This window comes from Sinorhizobium chiapasense (assembly GCF_036488675.1).
GTDB classification, from domain to species: domain Bacteria; phylum Pseudomonadota; class Alphaproteobacteria; order Rhizobiales; family Rhizobiaceae; genus Sinorhizobium; species Sinorhizobium chiapasense.
On record NZ_CP133148.1, the window covers coordinates 266,939 to 281,518 of the forward strand.

Annotated in this window: 18 protein-coding genes and 2 tRNA genes; 13 read left to right on the forward strand and 7 right to left on the reverse strand. The window is 59.4% G+C overall.

Features of this window, described 5'->3' with window-relative positions:
• The first annotated feature begins 97 nt into the window (after positions 1-97).
• Positions 98-1,138 (forward strand): tyrosine-type recombinase/integrase, encoded by a 1,041-nt coding sequence (locus tag RB548_RS01170; RefSeq protein ID WP_331373250.1) that lies wholly within the window; start codon positions 98-100, stop codon positions 1,136-1,138.
• Here RB548_RS01170 and RB548_RS01175 read toward each other — a convergent pair.
• Both RB548_RS01175 and RB548_RS01180 read right to left on the reverse strand, forming a co-directional pair.
• Entirely contained in the window at positions 1,135-2,670 is a 1,536-nt protein-coding gene (locus tag RB548_RS01175) for a DUF6538 domain-containing protein (protein WP_331373251.1), read from the reverse strand. The two genes, RB548_RS01170 and RB548_RS01175, sit on opposite strands and share 4 nt — an antisense overlap.
• A 79-nt stretch (positions 2,671-2,749) precedes the next feature.
• Positions 2,750-2,824: transfer RNA gene (locus RB548_RS01180), tRNA-Thr, on the reverse strand.
• A 150-nt stretch (positions 2,825-2,974) separates the two neighbouring features.
• Between RB548_RS01180 and RB548_RS01185 the strand changes: the two genes are divergently transcribed.
• The 10 genes from RB548_RS01185 to RB548_RS01230 all read left to right on the forward strand — a co-directional run bounded on the left by RB548_RS01185 (position 2,975) and on the right by RB548_RS01230 (position 9,509).
• Positions 2,975-3,187 carry a hypothetical protein gene (locus RB548_RS01185; RefSeq protein WP_331373252.1) on the forward strand — a complete coding sequence of 71 codons (213 nt, stop codon included), beginning with the start codon at positions 2,975-2,977 and terminating at the stop codon, positions 3,185-3,187.
• Positions 3,188-3,453: 266 nt separating this feature from the next.
• The gene (gene murA, locus RB548_RS01190) at positions 3,454-4,746 is read left to right on the forward strand and encodes a UDP-N-acetylglucosamine 1-carboxyvinyltransferase (protein WP_331373253.1); all 1,293 of its coding nucleotides are present in this window, start codon (positions 3,454-3,456) and stop codon (positions 4,744-4,746) included.
• 361 nt (positions 4,747-5,107) lie between these two features.
• Positions 5,108-5,548, forward strand: a complete 441-nt coding sequence (locus RB548_RS01195; protein ID WP_331373254.1) for a DUF2948 family protein — start codon at positions 5,108-5,110, stop codon at positions 5,546-5,548.
• A 36-nt stretch (positions 5,549-5,584) separates the two neighbouring features.
• Complete coding sequence (gene hisD, locus RB548_RS01200) at positions 5,585-6,889, forward strand: histidinol dehydrogenase (RefSeq protein ID WP_331373255.1); 1,305 nt, start codon at positions 5,585-5,587, stop codon at positions 6,887-6,889.
• Complete coding sequence (locus RB548_RS01205; RefSeq protein WP_331373256.1) at positions 6,886-7,362, forward strand: UPF0262 family protein; 477 nt, start codon at positions 6,886-6,888, stop codon at positions 7,360-7,362. The genes hisD and RB548_RS01205 overlap by 4 nt, the downstream gene beginning before the upstream one ends.
• Positions 7,363-7,372: 10 nt before the next feature.
• Positions 7,373-7,843, forward strand: coding sequence for an arsenate-mycothiol transferase ArsC (locus tag RB548_RS01210; RefSeq protein ID WP_331373257.1), 471 nt, complete (start codon positions 7,373-7,375; stop codon positions 7,841-7,843).
• A gap of 190 nt (positions 7,844-8,033) precedes the next feature.
• Positions 8,034-8,252 carry a translation initiation factor IF-1 gene (infA, locus tag RB548_RS01215; protein ID WP_004435948.1) on the forward strand — a complete coding sequence of 73 codons (219 nt, stop codon included), beginning with the start codon at positions 8,034-8,036 and terminating at the stop codon, positions 8,250-8,252.
• A gap of 49 nt (positions 8,253-8,301) precedes the next feature.
• Positions 8,302-8,922, forward strand: a complete 621-nt coding sequence (locus RB548_RS01220; RefSeq protein WP_331373258.1) for a Maf-like protein — start codon at positions 8,302-8,304, stop codon at positions 8,920-8,922.
• 6 nt (positions 8,923-8,928) lie between these two features.
• Positions 8,929-9,138, forward strand: coding sequence for a DNA gyrase inhibitor YacG (gene yacG / locus RB548_RS01225; RefSeq protein WP_331373259.1), 210 nt, complete (start codon positions 8,929-8,931; stop codon positions 9,136-9,138).
• 295 nt (positions 9,139-9,433) lie between these two features.
• Positions 9,434-9,509: transfer RNA gene (locus RB548_RS01230), tRNA-Phe, on the forward strand.
• A 160-nt stretch (positions 9,510-9,669) separates the two neighbouring features.
• Here the strand turns inward: RB548_RS01230 and RB548_RS01235 are convergent.
• Positions 9,670-10,827, reverse strand: a complete 1,158-nt coding sequence (locus RB548_RS01235; protein ID WP_331373260.1) for a ceramide glucosyltransferase — start codon at positions 10,825-10,827, stop codon at positions 9,670-9,672.
• Positions 10,828-11,072: 245 nt separating this feature from the next.
• Between RB548_RS01235 and RB548_RS01240 the strand changes: the two genes are divergently transcribed.
• Both RB548_RS01240 and RB548_RS01245 read left to right on the forward strand, forming a co-directional pair.
• The gene (locus RB548_RS01240; protein ID WP_331373261.1) at positions 11,073-11,261 is read left to right on the forward strand and encodes a hypothetical protein; all 189 of its coding nucleotides are present in this window, start codon (positions 11,073-11,075) and stop codon (positions 11,259-11,261) included.
• A gap of 192 nt (positions 11,262-11,453) precedes the next feature.
• Positions 11,454-11,681 carry a hypothetical protein gene (locus RB548_RS01245; RefSeq protein WP_331373262.1) on the forward strand — a complete coding sequence of 76 codons (228 nt, stop codon included), beginning with the start codon at positions 11,454-11,456 and terminating at the stop codon, positions 11,679-11,681.
• 147 nt (positions 11,682-11,828) lie between these two features.
• On the opposite strand, the gene RB548_RS01250 is transcribed toward RB548_RS01245, so the two are convergent.
• From RB548_RS01250 to RB548_RS01265, 4 genes are all read right to left on the reverse strand, one after another.
• Positions 11,829-12,872: a GlxA family transcriptional regulator gene (locus RB548_RS01250; protein WP_331373263.1), complete on the reverse strand. Its 1,044-nt coding sequence runs from the start codon at positions 12,870-12,872 to the stop codon at positions 11,829-11,831.
• A 578-nt stretch (positions 12,873-13,450) separates the two neighbouring features.
• Complete coding sequence (locus RB548_RS01255; RefSeq protein ID WP_331373264.1) at positions 13,451-13,912, reverse strand: YbaK/EbsC family protein; 462 nt, start codon at positions 13,910-13,912, stop codon at positions 13,451-13,453.
• A gap of 94 nt (positions 13,913-14,006) precedes the next feature.
• Entirely contained in the window at positions 14,007-14,195 is a 189-nt protein-coding gene (locus tag RB548_RS01260; protein WP_331373265.1) for a hypothetical protein, read from the reverse strand.
• A gap of 68 nt (positions 14,196-14,263) precedes the next feature.
• The gene (locus RB548_RS01265; protein ID WP_136506116.1) at positions 14,264-14,518 is read right to left on the reverse strand and encodes a GlsB/YeaQ/YmgE family stress response membrane protein; all 255 of its coding nucleotides are present in this window, start codon (positions 14,516-14,518) and stop codon (positions 14,264-14,266) included.
• Positions 14,519-14,580: the final 62 nt, after the last annotated feature.

A 14,580-nucleotide genomic window follows, 5' to 3' on the forward strand; every position in this document is an offset into this window, starting at 1 on the left:
AATACAAAAAAACCAATCGCTTAGAGACAAGAATACCCCTTGCCTCATCTATCCGACAACCTTAGCCTGTTAGTGTGTCAACTGTAGGAGGCAGAGCATGGCGGTCCGGGAACGCGGGAAAGGCTATCAGGTAGACTTCGCCGTAGCAGGGGTAAGATATAGACCACCGGTCTTTGCCTCTGCCGAAGACGCAATCAAATGGGAAGCTGAAGCTCGGGCCGCTGCTAGGCTTGGAAAGACGTTGCCGAGCCTTCCGACATTCGTTGAGGGTTTGCAGGAGAGCAGCATCGGACATGCCCTGAAGCAAGCGAAGGAGAAACGGTGGGCGTACAAGAGGGGCTCTTCAAGGACTGTCTCCAATGCCGAGAAGTTTGCGGAATGGGTCGGCAAGAAGGAAAAAGTCTCCATCGCGCTGTCCGAGGATAAAATACACGAGTTCGTCCGCTACCTCATCAATAAGCGGAAGGTTTGCGGCTCGACAGTGAACCGATATCTCTCGGCCATCTCGGTCCTGATCGAACACGCGAGGGTGGAGCGGCCCGAACTTCCTTACCAGAGCAAAGGGAAGACACGACAACGGTTCTTTACTGACGAAGAAGTTGACCTTGTCATTCAAACCCTCTCGCTTTGGGGCAAAAGTCGCGAAAGGGACCTGTTCATTTTCCTCGTGGATACCGGAGCGCGCCCTTACGCCGAAGCTTGCTCACTCCGTTGGAAGAACATCGGCAATCGTAGGGTAACTTTCGTGGGTACCAAAAACGGCGACGACCGGACACTGCCTCTGACAACCCGCGCATGGGAAGCGGTGCAGCGCCAGCGAAGCGGGGCTCAGGGCCAACTCGAAGGGCCTTGGTTCGATATCGCCGATTGGCAGATGGTGGAGGTGTGGCGGAATATCCGGGCGCATATCCCGGCATTGAAGGACACCGTCGTCTACACAGCCCGTCACACCTGTGCATCTCGGCAGGTGATAGATGGCATAGACCTTTTGCGGGTCATGAAGTGGATGGGCCATCGATCGTACCAAACGACACTCGGCTATGCCCATCTTGCTCCAGATCATCTAATGGAAAACCTTCGCGTACTGGAAGGCCGTGGCTCGAATAGGCTGATGGAGATCAATCGCAGAAACGATTAGTGCGCCCGCATTTTTGCTTTCACATCATATTTCGGGAGCTTGAGAATTTCACGGTACAGCGCTTTCATGGTGTTCTCACCGTAGTCAGAACTTGCACTGCCATCTTCGTGACCCTGTATGGCGTCCATGTATCGAGGCGCAATATCGACATCTCGTGCGACTGTCTTGAAGCGGTGCCGCCATGCGTGGTTGGGCTGCACACGCCTGTCCGTAATCTTCGCAACATCCCTAACCCAATCACTCACTTTACCCCGAACGCTTGCTGCCTGAGTGTGGCCAGGCTTTCTTTTGCGGTCGTTCGGAATGTAGAAGAGCGGACCTTGCGGTCTCGATTGGACGAACTCTATCAATCCCAGTTCAACCAGATGGGGATGGATTGGCACCATCCGATATTGGCCCGTTTTGACCGAGCCGGCTTCCGGCGTGATCTTGAGAAACGGGATGCCGTATTCCTCTGAAAAATCCTCCCGCCTCAACTGCGTGATTTCCCCGGCTCTTGCTCCCGTATAGGCGCAAATCCACGGAACCCATCGACAGGCCAACTTATTGAGCTCTGACATCTGACCGAGAGAGGATGGATCCCCTAGGGCACACGCCAGAATGACCTTGGCCTCCGCATCTGTGAAGCTCTTGGGTCGTTCTTTGATGGCCTTCGGGACGGAGACTTTGATGTTCGCCGTGGGGTCAGCTTTGATACGAGATTTCGCGAGCCCAACTCGGAAGATGATCCGGATTGCAGCGAGGTATTTGCCGTTGACTGTATTGGCAGACAAGCCCCGATCGTGTCGCAGCATGTCGCAATATTCCGACACATTCAGCCCGGTTACCGTCTCTGCGTTCTCATGCCCTAGGTGCTTTTTGAAGTCTTCGATCTTCTGCAGGAAGTCCGCTGGCGTTCCCTGTGCGCCATTGTCGGCTAGGTGATCGCGCTCCCATAGCTTGAACAAATCTGTGAGTGTCACGGCTTTGGCCTTCGTACCCATTGGCTTCAAAGGGGGGAAGCGATTGGCATTGGGGTCTGGACTGTAGTCGCCCTCGGCTTTCTTGACTTGCTGTGCCGCCGCCAGGAGAAGTGTTTGATGCACCTGCTGGATGAGGCGCTCGCGGCTCTCGTGATCGGTTACGGTGTCTTCGCTCAGAAGAAGTTCATCGGCGCTCGGACCGTACCATTGTTCCCAGTTTCCATCAGCTGCGACCCGCTCGGCCAGCGATATGATGTTTCGCCACAGTTGCGGGCTACCGGGCTCGTCATCAAACTTCTCGATAATTTTCCGGTAGACCTTGCCGCTCAACGCGACGATCTGTTTCTGGGACAGTGGTTCCGGCTTGGTCCTAAGCAACCTCCAGTGTTTCGTGACCTGCTGTTCCTTAGCGGAGAACAGCTCTTTGGCGGCTGCTGGCTCTTTAGTCCCCAGCGAAATTTTTATCTCACGCTTTCCGATGGCACCCACCAAATCGACAGGGACGCGCATTCGAAAATAGTAGACACCGGTCTTAGGATGTTTGAACGGGCGGGGCATGTGCAGAACCATTGTGGCCACCTCTGTGTACCACCGAGGTGCTTACAAATCCTTGAAAACAGCTAGTTATTTGATTTCCAAACAGGAAAACTGGTGCTGCTAGAGAGATTTGAACTCTCGGCCTCTCCCTTACCAAGGGAGTGCTCTACCCCTGAGCTATAGCAGCATTCCGGCGGCCGGTTTGTGACAAGCCGCATCAAGCGAGGCGCCTATTGCCATAGCTTTGGGGCGAGCGCAAGCCGCATTTCGAAGTTTTTGGCTCGATCCATCAGAAATCGCCCTCATGCTTTCGAAGGTCCCGATTTTGCGCTAATGCATGGCCATGCAGGACGATGACGACAAGCAGCACGCGCCGAAGGCAGCAAAGGGCGGGCGCACCGTGGAAGCAGACGCCAAGCGGTTGCGGCTGGCAAAGAACTTGCGCGACAATCTCCAACGCCGCAAGCAGCAGATGCGCGCGCGTCGCGCCGGCGCCGCCGACGAGGCATCCGGATTGCCTGCCGCAAAATCGGACGAATCGGACGATTAGAGAGAGGTGGGGACGATTGTCGGGAATTCTTTCGGGATTCTTGGTTGTCTCCCCTACTGCATGTCTCCTTAAATCGACCTCGATTTAAGGACAAAGACATGCAGCAATTCAAGGTGCTACAGCGTCCTTTGCGCGTCTGATAAGACGCGCGGCGCTGTAGACCGCATTTCAAGGCACTTCTAATTTCACGGCATCTCCAATAAGAGACGCCTTCAAACAACACTGAATTTATGGAAAGGCGGGCTTGAGCCCGTTCAAGAGGCCTTATGGATCGCATCAGGATTGTAGGCGGCAACGAACTTCACGGTGTCATTCCCATTTCCGGCGCCAAGAATGCGGCCCTGCCGCTGATGATCGCGTCGCTGCTCACCGACGATACGCTGACCCTGGAAAACGTTCCGCATCTGGCCGACGTCGAGCAACTGATCCGCATCCTCGGCAACCATGGCGCCGACATTTCCGTCAATGGCCGCCGCGAACGCCAGGGCGAGAGCTACGCCCGCACGATCCATTTTACGAGCCGCAACATCGTCGACACGACCGCGCCCTATGAGCTCGTATCGAAGATGCGCGCGAGCTTCTGGGTCATCGGGCCGCTGCTCGCCCGCGAAGGCAAGGCGCGCGTGTCGCTGCCGGGCGGCTGCGCCATCGGCACGAGGCCCGTCGATCTCTTCATCGAGGGGCTGACCGCGCTCGGTGCCGATATCGAGATCGACGGCGGCTACGTCAACGCGACGGCGCCAGCGGGCGGGCTCATCGGCGGGCGCTACGTGTTCCCGAAGGTTTCGGTCGGCGCGACGCATGTGTTGATGATGGCTGCGACGCTCGCCAATGGCACGACGGTGCTCGGCAATGCCGCCCGCGAGCCGGAGGTCGTCGACCTCGCCAAGTGCCTCAATGCCATGGGCGCGAAGATCAGCGGGCAGGGCACGAGCACGATCACCATCGAGGGTGTGCGCTCTCTTTCCGGCGCCCGCCATCGTGTGCTGCCCGACCGCATCGAGACCGGCACCTACGCCATGGCGGTCGCGATGGCCGGCGGTGACGTCATTCTCGAAGATACCGACGCCGCCCTTCTCGATACGGCGCTCGAAGCGATCCGGCGGGCGGGCGCGGAGATCAGCCAGACCAACAGCGGCATTCGCGTCGTTCGCAACGGCGCCGGCATCAAGCCCGTCGATATCGTCACCGATCCTTTCCCGGGCTTCCCGACCGACCTGCAGGCCCAGTTTATGGGGCTGATGACCAAGTCAAGCGGCGTTTCCCACATCACGGAAACGATCTTCGAGAACCGTTTCATGCATGTGCAGGAGCTGGCGCGGCTCGGCGCGAAGATCTCGCTGTCCGGCCAGACGGCGAAGATCGAAGGGGTGAGCCGGTTGAAGGGCGCGCCGGTGATGGCGACCGATCTGCGCGCCTCGGTCTCGCTCGTCATTGCCGGGCTTGCGGCCGAGGGCGAAACCATGGTTTCGCGCGTCTACCATCTCGATCGCGGCTTCGAGCGCCTGGAAGCGAAACTTACCCGCTGCGGTGCGCATGTGGAGCGCGTCAGCGATTGATTCTCGGCGGAGCGGCCTAGAGCATCCCGCTTTCAAGTGGAATCACTGAAAGCGGATAAGATGCTCTAGAATCAAAGTGCTAGAGCGTCCTTTGTGCGTTCACTTGAACGCACGGCGCTCTAGTCCAGGCTTGCAAGGTGGGTCGACACCAGGAAAACGGAGCGGGATGCGCGCAAAACCACTTCCCGCCCTTTTCGTCGGATCAACTTTTGAGACGACGCAAGTCCGGGCGGAAAACAGCTACACACGTTTCCTGGACTTGCTGTAATGCGCGTGGAACCGTTGCGGTTTCGGGCGCGACGTCTTATGTCCATTGCGATTGCGGCGCAAAAATATAGCGTCTGATAACAGGATGGATCGCATGGATGCTCTGAAGCTGCTGGCACTCGACGAGGAAGACCTTGGCGTCGTTTCCGCGTATGTGCAGGACGCAGTCTTCAAGGTGGCGGGCATTTCCTATGACGCCCGCCGTGGTCAGCTTTCCGTGGTCATCAACCGGTTCGTCTGGGAAAATGCCGAAGGCAAGCGCCGCGGTTTCGAGCGGCGCCGGGCCGTACTCTCGTTCAAGCGTGTGGTCGCGGTACGTTCGCTCGGTTTCGACCGAGGGGATGCGGACGCGGTTCTCGACCTGCTGGCCCTGCGTTTCTCGGTCAAGGGCGAAGGGCCGGACGGTACGGTCGAACTGGTGCTCGCCGGCGAGGCATCGATCGTGGTCGATGTGGAATGTATCGAAGTACAGCTTGCCGACACGGGCGGGGCGTGGGAAACCGCCTTCAGACCCCGGCATCCCGAAGGCGCCTGAGCAGCTGACCGGTCATCACCAGAAGGATATCTCGCATTGGCAATCAGGCTGAACTATCTCGACAGCGGCTTCGAACAGGCATTTGCCGCGTTTTTGACAACCAAGCGGGAAGTATCGGAAGACGTCAATGCCGCCGTACGCGCGATCATCGATGACGTACGCGCGCGGGGCGATGCGGCGTTGGCCGACTACTCGGCTCGCTTTGACGGAATCGATTTCGGCACGACCGCGATGGCGGTCAGCGCGGCCGAGATCGATGCCGCAATCGACGCCGTCGCGCCCGAGGTTCTCGGCGCCTTGAAGGTTGCCGCAACCCGGATCGAGGCGCATCACCGCCGGCAATTGCCGAAGGACGATATCTACGAAGATGCGATGGGCGTCGGGCTCGGCTCGCGCTGGACAGCGATCGACGCAGTCGGGCTCTACGTGCCGGGCGGCACGGCAAGCTATCCGAGTTCGGTTCTCATGAATGCACTGCCTGCCAGGGTTGCCGGCGTGCCGCGCATCGTCATGGTCGTGCCCGCAAGCGGCGGCGCGATCAACCCGGCCGTTCTTGCGGCGGCGCGTCTTGCCGGTGTGGAGGAAATCTACCGTATCGGCGGCGCCCAGGCGGTTGCCGCACTTGCCTATGGCACGGAGACGATCGCGCCGGTGGCCAAGATCGTCGGTCCGGGCAACGCCTATGTCGCTGCCGCCAAGCGTCAGGTCTTCGGAACCGTCGGCATCGACATGATCGCCGGTCCGTCGGAAGTGCTGGTGATTGCCGACGGCGCAAACGACGCCGACTGGATCGCTGCTGACCTCCTGGCGCAGGCCGAGCATGACGCCGGCGCGCAGGCGATCCTGATTACCGACGATGCGGCCTTCGGGGATGCTGTGGAAGCAGCGGTCGAACGGCAGTTGAAGACGTTGCCGCGTGCCGAAACTGCGGCCGCAAGCTGGCGCGATTTCGGCGCCATCATTGAGGTACCGGATCTCGAGAAGGCGGTGCCGCTCGCCAACCGCATCGCCGCCGAGCACCTGGAACTGGCGATGGCGGATGCGGATGCGATGGTTGCGAAGATCCGCAATGCCGGTGCCATCTTCATCGGCCGCCACACACCCGAGGTCATCGGCGACTATGTCGGCGGATCCAACCATGTGCTGCCGACGGCGCGCTCGGCGCGCTTCTCGTCCGGTCTCGGCGTGCTCGACTACATGAAGCGGACGTCGATCCTGCGGCTTGGTGCGGATCAGTTGCGCGCGCTTGGTCCAGCGGCCATTGCGCTTGCGCGATCGGAAGGCCTCGAGGCTCATGCCCGCTCTGTCGCCATTCGCCTCAATCTCGGGGGCGAGGGATGAAAGCCGATCGCAACCTGCGTCTCTGCGATGTCGTGCTGGACGAAACGATCGGCCGCTCGACCCCGGACGTGGAGCACGAACGCGCGGTTGCGATCTTCGACCTGCTCGAGGAAAATCTCTTCGAGCCCGTGGGGCACCCCGGCGGTCCTTATCGACTGAACCTGTCGCTGGTTGACGCGAAGCTCGTCTTCGCGATCTCGACGGATGGCGGGGAGGATGTTGCCACGCACATCCTGTCGCTGACGCCCTTCCGGCGGATCGTGAAGGACTATTTCATGATCTGCGAAAGCTATTACGCCGCGATCCGATCGGCGACGCCGAGCCAGATCGAGGCGATCGACATGGGCCGCCGCGCTATTCACAACGAGGGCTCGCAGACGCTGATGGATCGTTTGTCCGGCAAAATCAGGCTGGACTTCGACACGGCGCGGCGGCTCTTCACGCTGGTCTGTGTGCTCTATTGGCGTGGTTGACGGGGGCGATATGATCGGTACCGCCTTGCCGCAATCGAAGACGCCTCGCTCGATACTGTTCATGTGCGGCATGAACGCCATCCGCTCGCCGATGGCCGAAGCGCTTGCCAAGGCGACGCTGCCGAAGGGGACTTACGTCGCATCCGCCGGCGTGCGGCATGGCGAGCGAGATCCCTTCGTCGATGTGGTTCTCGCCGAAGTCGGGTTGACGATCGACCGCCATCAGCCGCGCACGCTCGATGAACTCGAGGACGACTACTTCGACATCATCGTGACGCTCGCGCCGGAGGCGCATCACGTGGCGCTTGAATTGACCCGGTCCATGGCCGTCGATGTCGTCTATTGGCCGACGCCGGATCCGACGGTTGCGACAGGGACGCGGGAGCAGATCGTTGCGGCCTATCGCTCCGTTCGCGATCACCTGAAGACGTTGATCACCAGCCGGTTGGCTGCCGAGCACGCGCGCCGCAAGGAGCCCTGACCCTCAAAAAGCACTGCCGTTCCGTCCAAGGGCAAACGGCATTGATGCCGATTGAGGAAGCATTGCGGAGAATTGCTGAAAAAGCCGGATCAAAGCGGTTCACAAATCCTCCCCGATTGTGTAGTTTCCGGCAAATTTTTCGAGGATGCGTGGCGCATCCCAGAATGAACACGAGAAAGAACAATCCTGCATGGCGAAAGAAGAAGTCCTCGAATTTCCGGGCGTGGTCACCGAATTGCTTCCCAACGCGACCTTCCGCGTGAAGCTTGAAAACGAGCATGAGATTATCGCTCATACGGCCGGCCGTATGCGCAAGAATCGCATCCGCGTTCTTGCCGGCGACAAGGTGCTCGTCGAAATGACCCCCTACGATCTGACAAAGGGCCGCATCACCTACCGCTTCAAGTAGGTCCCGGCGACGGCAGCGCTTACCAACCGGGAAATAACGGCTCGCTTCGATGGCAGTGAACCAAAAACTGATACTGGCGTCCGGGTCGCCGCGTCGTGTGGAGCTTCTGGCGCAGGCAGGCATCGAACCTGCGCGCCTGCTGCCGATGGATCTCGATGAGACCCCGAAGCGTGCGGAACATCCCCGCTCTCTGGCGCGGCGCCTGTCGGCCGAGAAGGCGAAAGCGGCGCTGGATGCGATCAAGGGAGAGCCAGGCTGGGACGGCAGCTACATTCTCGCCGCTGATACCGTCGTTTGCGTCGGCCGCCGCATTCTGCCGAAGCCGGAGCTGGTGAGCGAGGCGTCGAGCGCGTTGCACCTTCTGTCCGGCCGTAGCCATCGCGTCTATACCGGCATTTGCCTCGTCACCCCGGACCGCACCATCCGCCAGAAGGTCATCGACACGAAGGTGCGCTTCAAGCGTCTTTCCGGCCACGACATCGAAAGCTACCTGGCCTCGGGCCAGTGGCGTGGCAAGGCGGGTGGCTATGCTATCCAGGGCATTGCCGGGAGTTTTGTCGTCAAGCTCGTCGGTTCCTACACGAATGTGGTAGGCTTGCCGCTCTACGAAACCGTCAATCTTCTCATCGGTGAAGGATATGACGTGCACAATCGCTGGCTGGAAGGCTGAAGAGAATTGAGTGGCGAAGGCAAGAAGAACGGTTCGAATGTCGAACCCCTGCGCGCGACGCGGCCCTGCCCGGAATGCGACCGTCCGTCGGTGCGGGAGCATTATCCATTCTGTTCCGAGCGCTGCCGCAACGTCGACCTCAATCGCTGGCTCTCCGGCTCCTATGCCATTCCGGTAGCCGACGACGAGTCGAAGGCGGACGACGAGGATCGTTGACGCCTCTTGATGCGTCCGCTCGGTGCTTCGTTCTCGGCCGCATCTCCCCTGTTCCCTGCAGCGGCCGGCCGCCATCGATTTCGGCCCGGAGCGCCCCGAAATCGTTGCTGTTCCAGCGCGATCCTGCTGAATAGCCTTAACTTTTTTGCCTTTTCCACCGCGCGCCAATTTCCTTTCAAAAAAGAGTCATTTGGTGCTGGACACGGGCGAACAAGATGTTATAACCCCGCTCGCTTCCGGGGCGAAGACACGCCCCGATGGCTCCGAAGAGAGCCATTGCCGTCAAAGGCAGGATGCCCGGATAGCTCAGTTGGTAGAGCAGCGGATTGAAAATCCGCGTGTCGGTGGTTCGAATCCGCCTCCGGGCACCATTCCCAAAATCAGTCAGCGATATTCCTTTAGTTTCGTCCGGAAATCCCAAATCCCCCCTAAAAAACTGAACTTTTGTTCGCGAATTGCTGGCTCAGTCGTCCCGACTTTCCTGTCGAGCAACTCGATCGCCATCTTGTTGAGGAATTATGCGTAGCGCTGTTAAGAGGTGCTCGCGAGCGGCCGGGGCGCAGTTGTTTCGAGCCGGGACTCATGCGAACCGATCGACATTCTGTTGCCTCGCCAATCGGCACTGCCCGCCAGCCAGCCTCGAACCCACACGATTGGAAGCAATGCATCGCGCGTGAACATGGCGATGAGCGACCATCGGGAAATGTGCCAGTTCTTCCGGTAGGCGAGGGTGAGTTCCGGCAAGTAGCTGGCACCGACGACAAAACCAGTGATGGCCAACGGGCTGCGACCTGCAACGAAGGCGGCGATCAACGACAGCAGAAGTGGCGGCATCACGCCGAGCAGGATTTCCGGCGAGTAGAATTGAGGAAAGGTAACGCGCCGCAACCTCGCCCAGCGGCACTGACGTGCCCAGACCTCGCGAAATGTCCTGGTACCCAGCGGCTGTTCGAACGGCGAGGAAACCAGGTGCACTTTCAAGCCGAGACTTCTCACAAGTTTCGTTGCTGCCGCATCCTCGGCGATCTGCGACGCCAGTGCCTGAATGCCACCATGGGCATCCAACATGCTCTTGCGCCAGAGCATGCTCTTGCCCTGCGCAAACCCGAAGCCAAGCGCTTCGCCGGCGTATTGCCAGCGCGCCTGGTGGGCGTTGAGGAACGCACATTCAACCTCCGCCCAAAATCCATGCGGACGTGAACCAAGCGGAGTCGAGCATACCAGCCCGGTATCCTGCCGCCACCCAGCCATCAGGCGAATGAGATAGTCGGCCGGCATAAGAACATTCGAGTCGGCGAGAACCACCCATTCATGCGAGGCCGCTTTCCAGCCTTTCACGCAATTGTTCAGCTTGGGATTGGCGCTGATCAGGTCGTCACCGACAAGAATTGTTGCGGAAATGGCTGGGTGGCGCTCACGCGCTTCCTCGATCAATGGGATCACCGCGTCCTCTGCGTCGGCGATGCAGAAGATGACTTCGTAATCGGGCCAATTCAGGCGAAACGCGCTCTCGAGCGTTTCCCGGGAAAATTCCTCGACGCCGCAGAGCGGGATCACGACGGAAACAGGAGGTCGATGCAGCGTCTCGGGCTGAGGATCCAGACGCGGCCAGATGCGCCAGCCCGCGATCATCAGGCTCAGCACATTGATGGCCAGGAATGCACCGGCGGCGGCGAACAAGTTCAGCATCATCTATCCAGCGACGAGTCGCGGCGCCATTCCGACGAACTCAGGCACCGGATAAACATCACCGTAAGATGACATGCCTATGACAGCCGACGCTGAGACCCAAGCGTCGGTCGCCTTGCAGCCTGTCTTCGGACAGCGATCCGTCAAGCCTCGAGTGCGCTCGGTCTCCCGCTCGGGCAAGTGTCCGCGCCGTGGAACCAAACCCCGCGACCGGCGTTCTTTGGAGGATATCCGGGAGGCGAAGGATGACACATGCTGATATCAGGACGCTCGACAAGTCTCGGGCCAAGCATGTTTGGGACGTGGCAGAATATTGCAGGCGGACGGGCATACATAAAGCCGAGGAAAAGCGCCTGATCAAAGTGCTCGGCAGGTATGCATCGAGCCACGAACTGCAGATGAACATCGTTCGGCCTCAAAGCCGCATCCGCTGACCGGTAAGATCTAGAGCATCCCGCTTTCAAGTGGAATCACTGAAATCGGATAAGATGCTCTAGAATCAAAGTGCTAGAGCGTCCTTTGTGCGTTCACTTGAACGCACGGCGCTCTAGAACGCAATTTCTCGCAGCGACATTGCGCTTCCGCGCGGCGTTTTCGTGTTGCGAGGAACGCCGGAGGAGGCGCGCGTGTGGGCAATACTGGTCGGCGTGTTTCTTGTTGTCTGCGGCATGCTCTTCATGGCGCGGGAGGCGCTCGGCCGTAGAAATCTGAGCAACCCGTCGCCCTCTTCGCAGGACGGAAACGGACCAACGCTCGAGCCGGACGAGCAGGGTTTGGGCTTTCTCGGTCTTGCGCGGAACTGGCCCGGTCTGGCGCTCATGGCAGTCGGTGCCGTCCTCTTGCTTTTCGGCTAGAGCAATTCCAGGAAAAGTGTGAAACGGTTTTCCGTCCGGAATTGCGTGATTTCAAACGGTTAGATCATTTCACTGGTTCAAAGAAACAATGAAATGATCTAAGGCGATCCGTGCCGAATTGCGTAGTTTCAAAACGAGTTGGAGCGATCAGCGGCCGGAGGCCGGGCGCCTTGCCGCCGCAAGTTGCTTGCGCGCTGCACCGGGGGTTAGCGAAAACGCCTCCCTGAACTTCCGGATGAAATGAGAGACATTCTCGAAGCCGGTTTCGAGCGCAATGTCGATCAACGGCTTTTCGGTGGATGCAACCAGCCGCATCGCCGCGTCGAGGCGAAGTTTCAGATAGACCGAAACCGGGGTGGCATCGAGTTCGTTCTGGAACAGACGTTCGAGTTGCCTGCGCGATATGCCGAGTGCGTTTGCCACATCGTCTATGCCGATGATGTCCTCAAGATGCTGCTCCATCACCATGAGCGCGAGACTGATCCGCTTGTCCTGCACGGTGACTGCGCCGAGCGGATTGCGCGTCTGCATTTCCGTGGCGTCTCTGCGGCGTGTGATCTGCATGATTTCGAGCGCGTTGCGTTCGGCCTCCTCGCCGACATGTTTGCGGATCAGGTAAGTGGCGAGGTCTGCGACGCTGCTGCCGCCGGCGCAGGTGATCACCTTGCCATCCTCGACAAAGATGCGTTTTGACGTCACCTCGATTGCGGGGAAGCGTGATCGAAATTCATTGTGATGCAGCCAGCTGACGCAGGCGGCATGTCCATCCAGCACACCCGCCTCGGCCAGAATGAAGCTTCCCGTGCATACACCGATGATCGGCACGCCCTCTCGCGCCGCCCGGTGAAGGTAGTTGATCGTTTCACGGTCGATCGGTTCTTCGACGTTGAGCCGCCCGCCAACGACGGCGATGTAGCTGAACTCGGTCGGCGGGCGAAGCGAGGCCGTGGGCGCCACCTGTATGCCGCAACTGGACATCACGAAGTTCCTCGTGCTGCCGAGCACCTCCCAGTCGCAGTTCACCCGGCCCGACTTGTCCTCGATATCGCTGCCAAGCCTCAAGGCGTCGGCAAACAGGGAAAAGGCGCTGAGCGTGAAGCTCCGCGCGAGAATGAAGCCGACGCGCAGCACCCCGTGACCGGCGAGATGCCTGTTCGCGGCCGCCTTTTTTCCTACCAGAGTCGTTTCCAATGCGATGCAATCCATTCCTGCCGGGCGGCAAGCGTCCGTGCGCGGCCCATGAGGAACGCATAATACCAAGCGCAAGGCGCTATAGGTAGGCCGCCCGCGTCCCGGACTGGCCGACAAGAGGCGGGCAGTTCCCGATGTCGTCGTCTGTGCCGGTCTGCGTCCTAGGCGGGCTAATCCCCATGTATATGATGATTTATTAACCGATTTGTCAGAAAATTGTCATTGTCCGACAGGGGCGCGGCTCGGCGCATTGGGCCGATCGAAGTGTCCCTGGGAGCCGGGGCTGGCTCCGGACGCATCGTTTCGCCGCTATTGTCGCTAGGTTCGTTCATCGGGGAATGAGGCTGGGATGTACGAAATGACGGAACACATGATGAAAGTGCTCATGAGCATCATGGCCGCGCTTTCGCTCGGCTCGCTGATGTTCCTTATTGTCGTGCTTTAGGATTTTGAACCTACCGCGCCGTGCGTTATATCGGCGCGCAAAGGACGCTGTAGCACTGCTTTCAGTGAATCCACGTGAAAGCAGGATGCTGCAACCGTGCTTAAGCCCTGTGGCTATTTCCAACGCAGAAACATCACGTTGCCGAAACGTCGACCCATTCCGCTCCGGTCAATTCCGCGATGCGTTCCGGGCTGATATGGACGGCGGCGTTGGTGGCGCCGGCCGCGGGAACAACGACGTCGTAGGCCTTCAAGGACTCGTCGCAATAGACATTGTGCGGTTTGGCGAGGCCGAAAGGGCAGACGCCGCCGACCGGATGGCCCGTTTCCGCCTCCACCTCGTCGAAGCCGAGCATGCGGGCCTTCGTGCCGAAGCGGGCCTTGTATTTCTTGTTGTCGAGCCGGGCGTCACCGCGTGTGACGATCAGGATGACGTCGTCTCCGACCTTGAGCGCCAGTGTCTTGGCAATTTGCGCGGGCTCGACACCGTGGCCTTTGGCTGCAAGTTCCACGGTGGCGGTACTTTGCGCAAGTTCAATGACATCGATATCCGGGGCGTGTTCGGAGAAGAACTGTTTGACGGAAGCAAGGCTCATCGGGCGATCTATGCGGCAAAAACAGGTTGTCGGGAAAAATACGAATGTGTGGCGGCAAGCCGGGATTGCGCTCGCTGCAGACGGCGTCAGTGTTTCAATCGTCGTTCGAGGCGTCAAGATCTTCGGGGCGCCGGCCTTCCTGCTGCGGCGGCAGATAGCCATGGCTCGCGAACCAGTTCTCAAGGATCGTCGAGATCGCCTGTTCGCGCGTAAGCATCCCCCGATGATCGGTGATGAAGGTTTTGAGGGCCGTCTCGATATTTGCGGCGTAGAGTTCGGTCATGGTTGCCTCCGGCTCTTGCAAGAGGCGGTCCGCGCTTTCGCGCGGATCGCAATATTTCATCGGCGGGCTTATGCCTGTTTGACGATGCGGATCAGTACCAGAAGGATGATCGCGCCGATCGTCGAGTGAATGATCGCGGAAAGGATACCAGTCCCGAGGCTGATGCCGATCGCGGGAAAGAGAAAGCCGGCGATGAAGGCGCCGACGATGCCGACGACGATGTTGCCGATCAGGCCGAAACCGAAGCCGCTGACGATCAGACCGGCAAGCCAGCCGGCAACAGCGCCGACAATCAGGAATACCAGGATGCTTTCAATACCCATGAATCGCTCCTCTCCGTTGGATCCATGAGGAAAAGATAGATCAGGTTTTGAAATCAGATAGA

Coding starts and splice junctions, on each gene's coding strand:
- murA (WP_331373253.1), top strand. CDS start 3,454: ATGGATCGCATCAGGATTGTAGGCGGCAACGAACTTCACGGTGTCATT.
- RB548_RS01175 (WP_331373251.1), bottom strand. CDS start 2,670: ATGGTTCTGCACATGCCCCGCCCGTTCAAACATCCTAAGACCGGTGTC.
- RB548_RS01195 (WP_331373254.1), top strand. CDS start 5,108: ATGGATGCTCTGAAGCTGCTGGCACTCGACGAGGAAGACCTTGGCGTC.
- RB548_RS01205 (WP_331373256.1), top strand. CDS start 6,886: ATGAAAGCCGATCGCAACCTGCGTCTCTGCGATGTCGTGCTGGACGAA.
- RB548_RS01265 (WP_136506116.1), bottom strand. CDS start 14,518: ATGGGTATTGAAAGCATCCTGGTATTCCTGATTGTCGGCGCTGTTGCC.
- RB548_RS01235 (WP_331373260.1), bottom strand. CDS start 10,827: ATGCTGAACTTGTTCGCCGCCGCCGGTGCATTCCTGGCCATCAATGTG.
- RB548_RS01240 (WP_331373261.1), top strand. CDS start 11,073: ATGACACATGCTGATATCAGGACGCTCGACAAGTCTCGGGCCAAGCAT.
- RB548_RS01185 (WP_331373252.1), top strand. CDS start 2,975: ATGGCCATGCAGGACGATGACGACAAGCAGCACGCGCCGAAGGCAGCA.
- RB548_RS01170 (WP_331373250.1), top strand. CDS start 98: ATGGCGGTCCGGGAACGCGGGAAAGGCTATCAGGTAGACTTCGCCGTA.
- RB548_RS01260 (WP_331373265.1), bottom strand. CDS start 14,195: ATGACCGAACTCTACGCCGCAAATATCGAGACGGCCCTCAAAACCTTC.
- RB548_RS01210 (WP_331373257.1), top strand. CDS start 7,373: ATGATCGGTACCGCCTTGCCGCAATCGAAGACGCCTCGCTCGATACTG.
- infA (WP_004435948.1), top strand. CDS start 8,034: ATGGCGAAAGAAGAAGTCCTCGAATTTCCGGGCGTGGTCACCGAATTG.
- RB548_RS01255 (WP_331373264.1), bottom strand. CDS start 13,912: ATGAGCCTTGCTTCCGTCAAACAGTTCTTCTCCGAACACGCCCCGGAT.
- RB548_RS01220 (WP_331373258.1), top strand. CDS start 8,302: ATGGCAGTGAACCAAAAACTGATACTGGCGTCCGGGTCGCCGCGTCGT.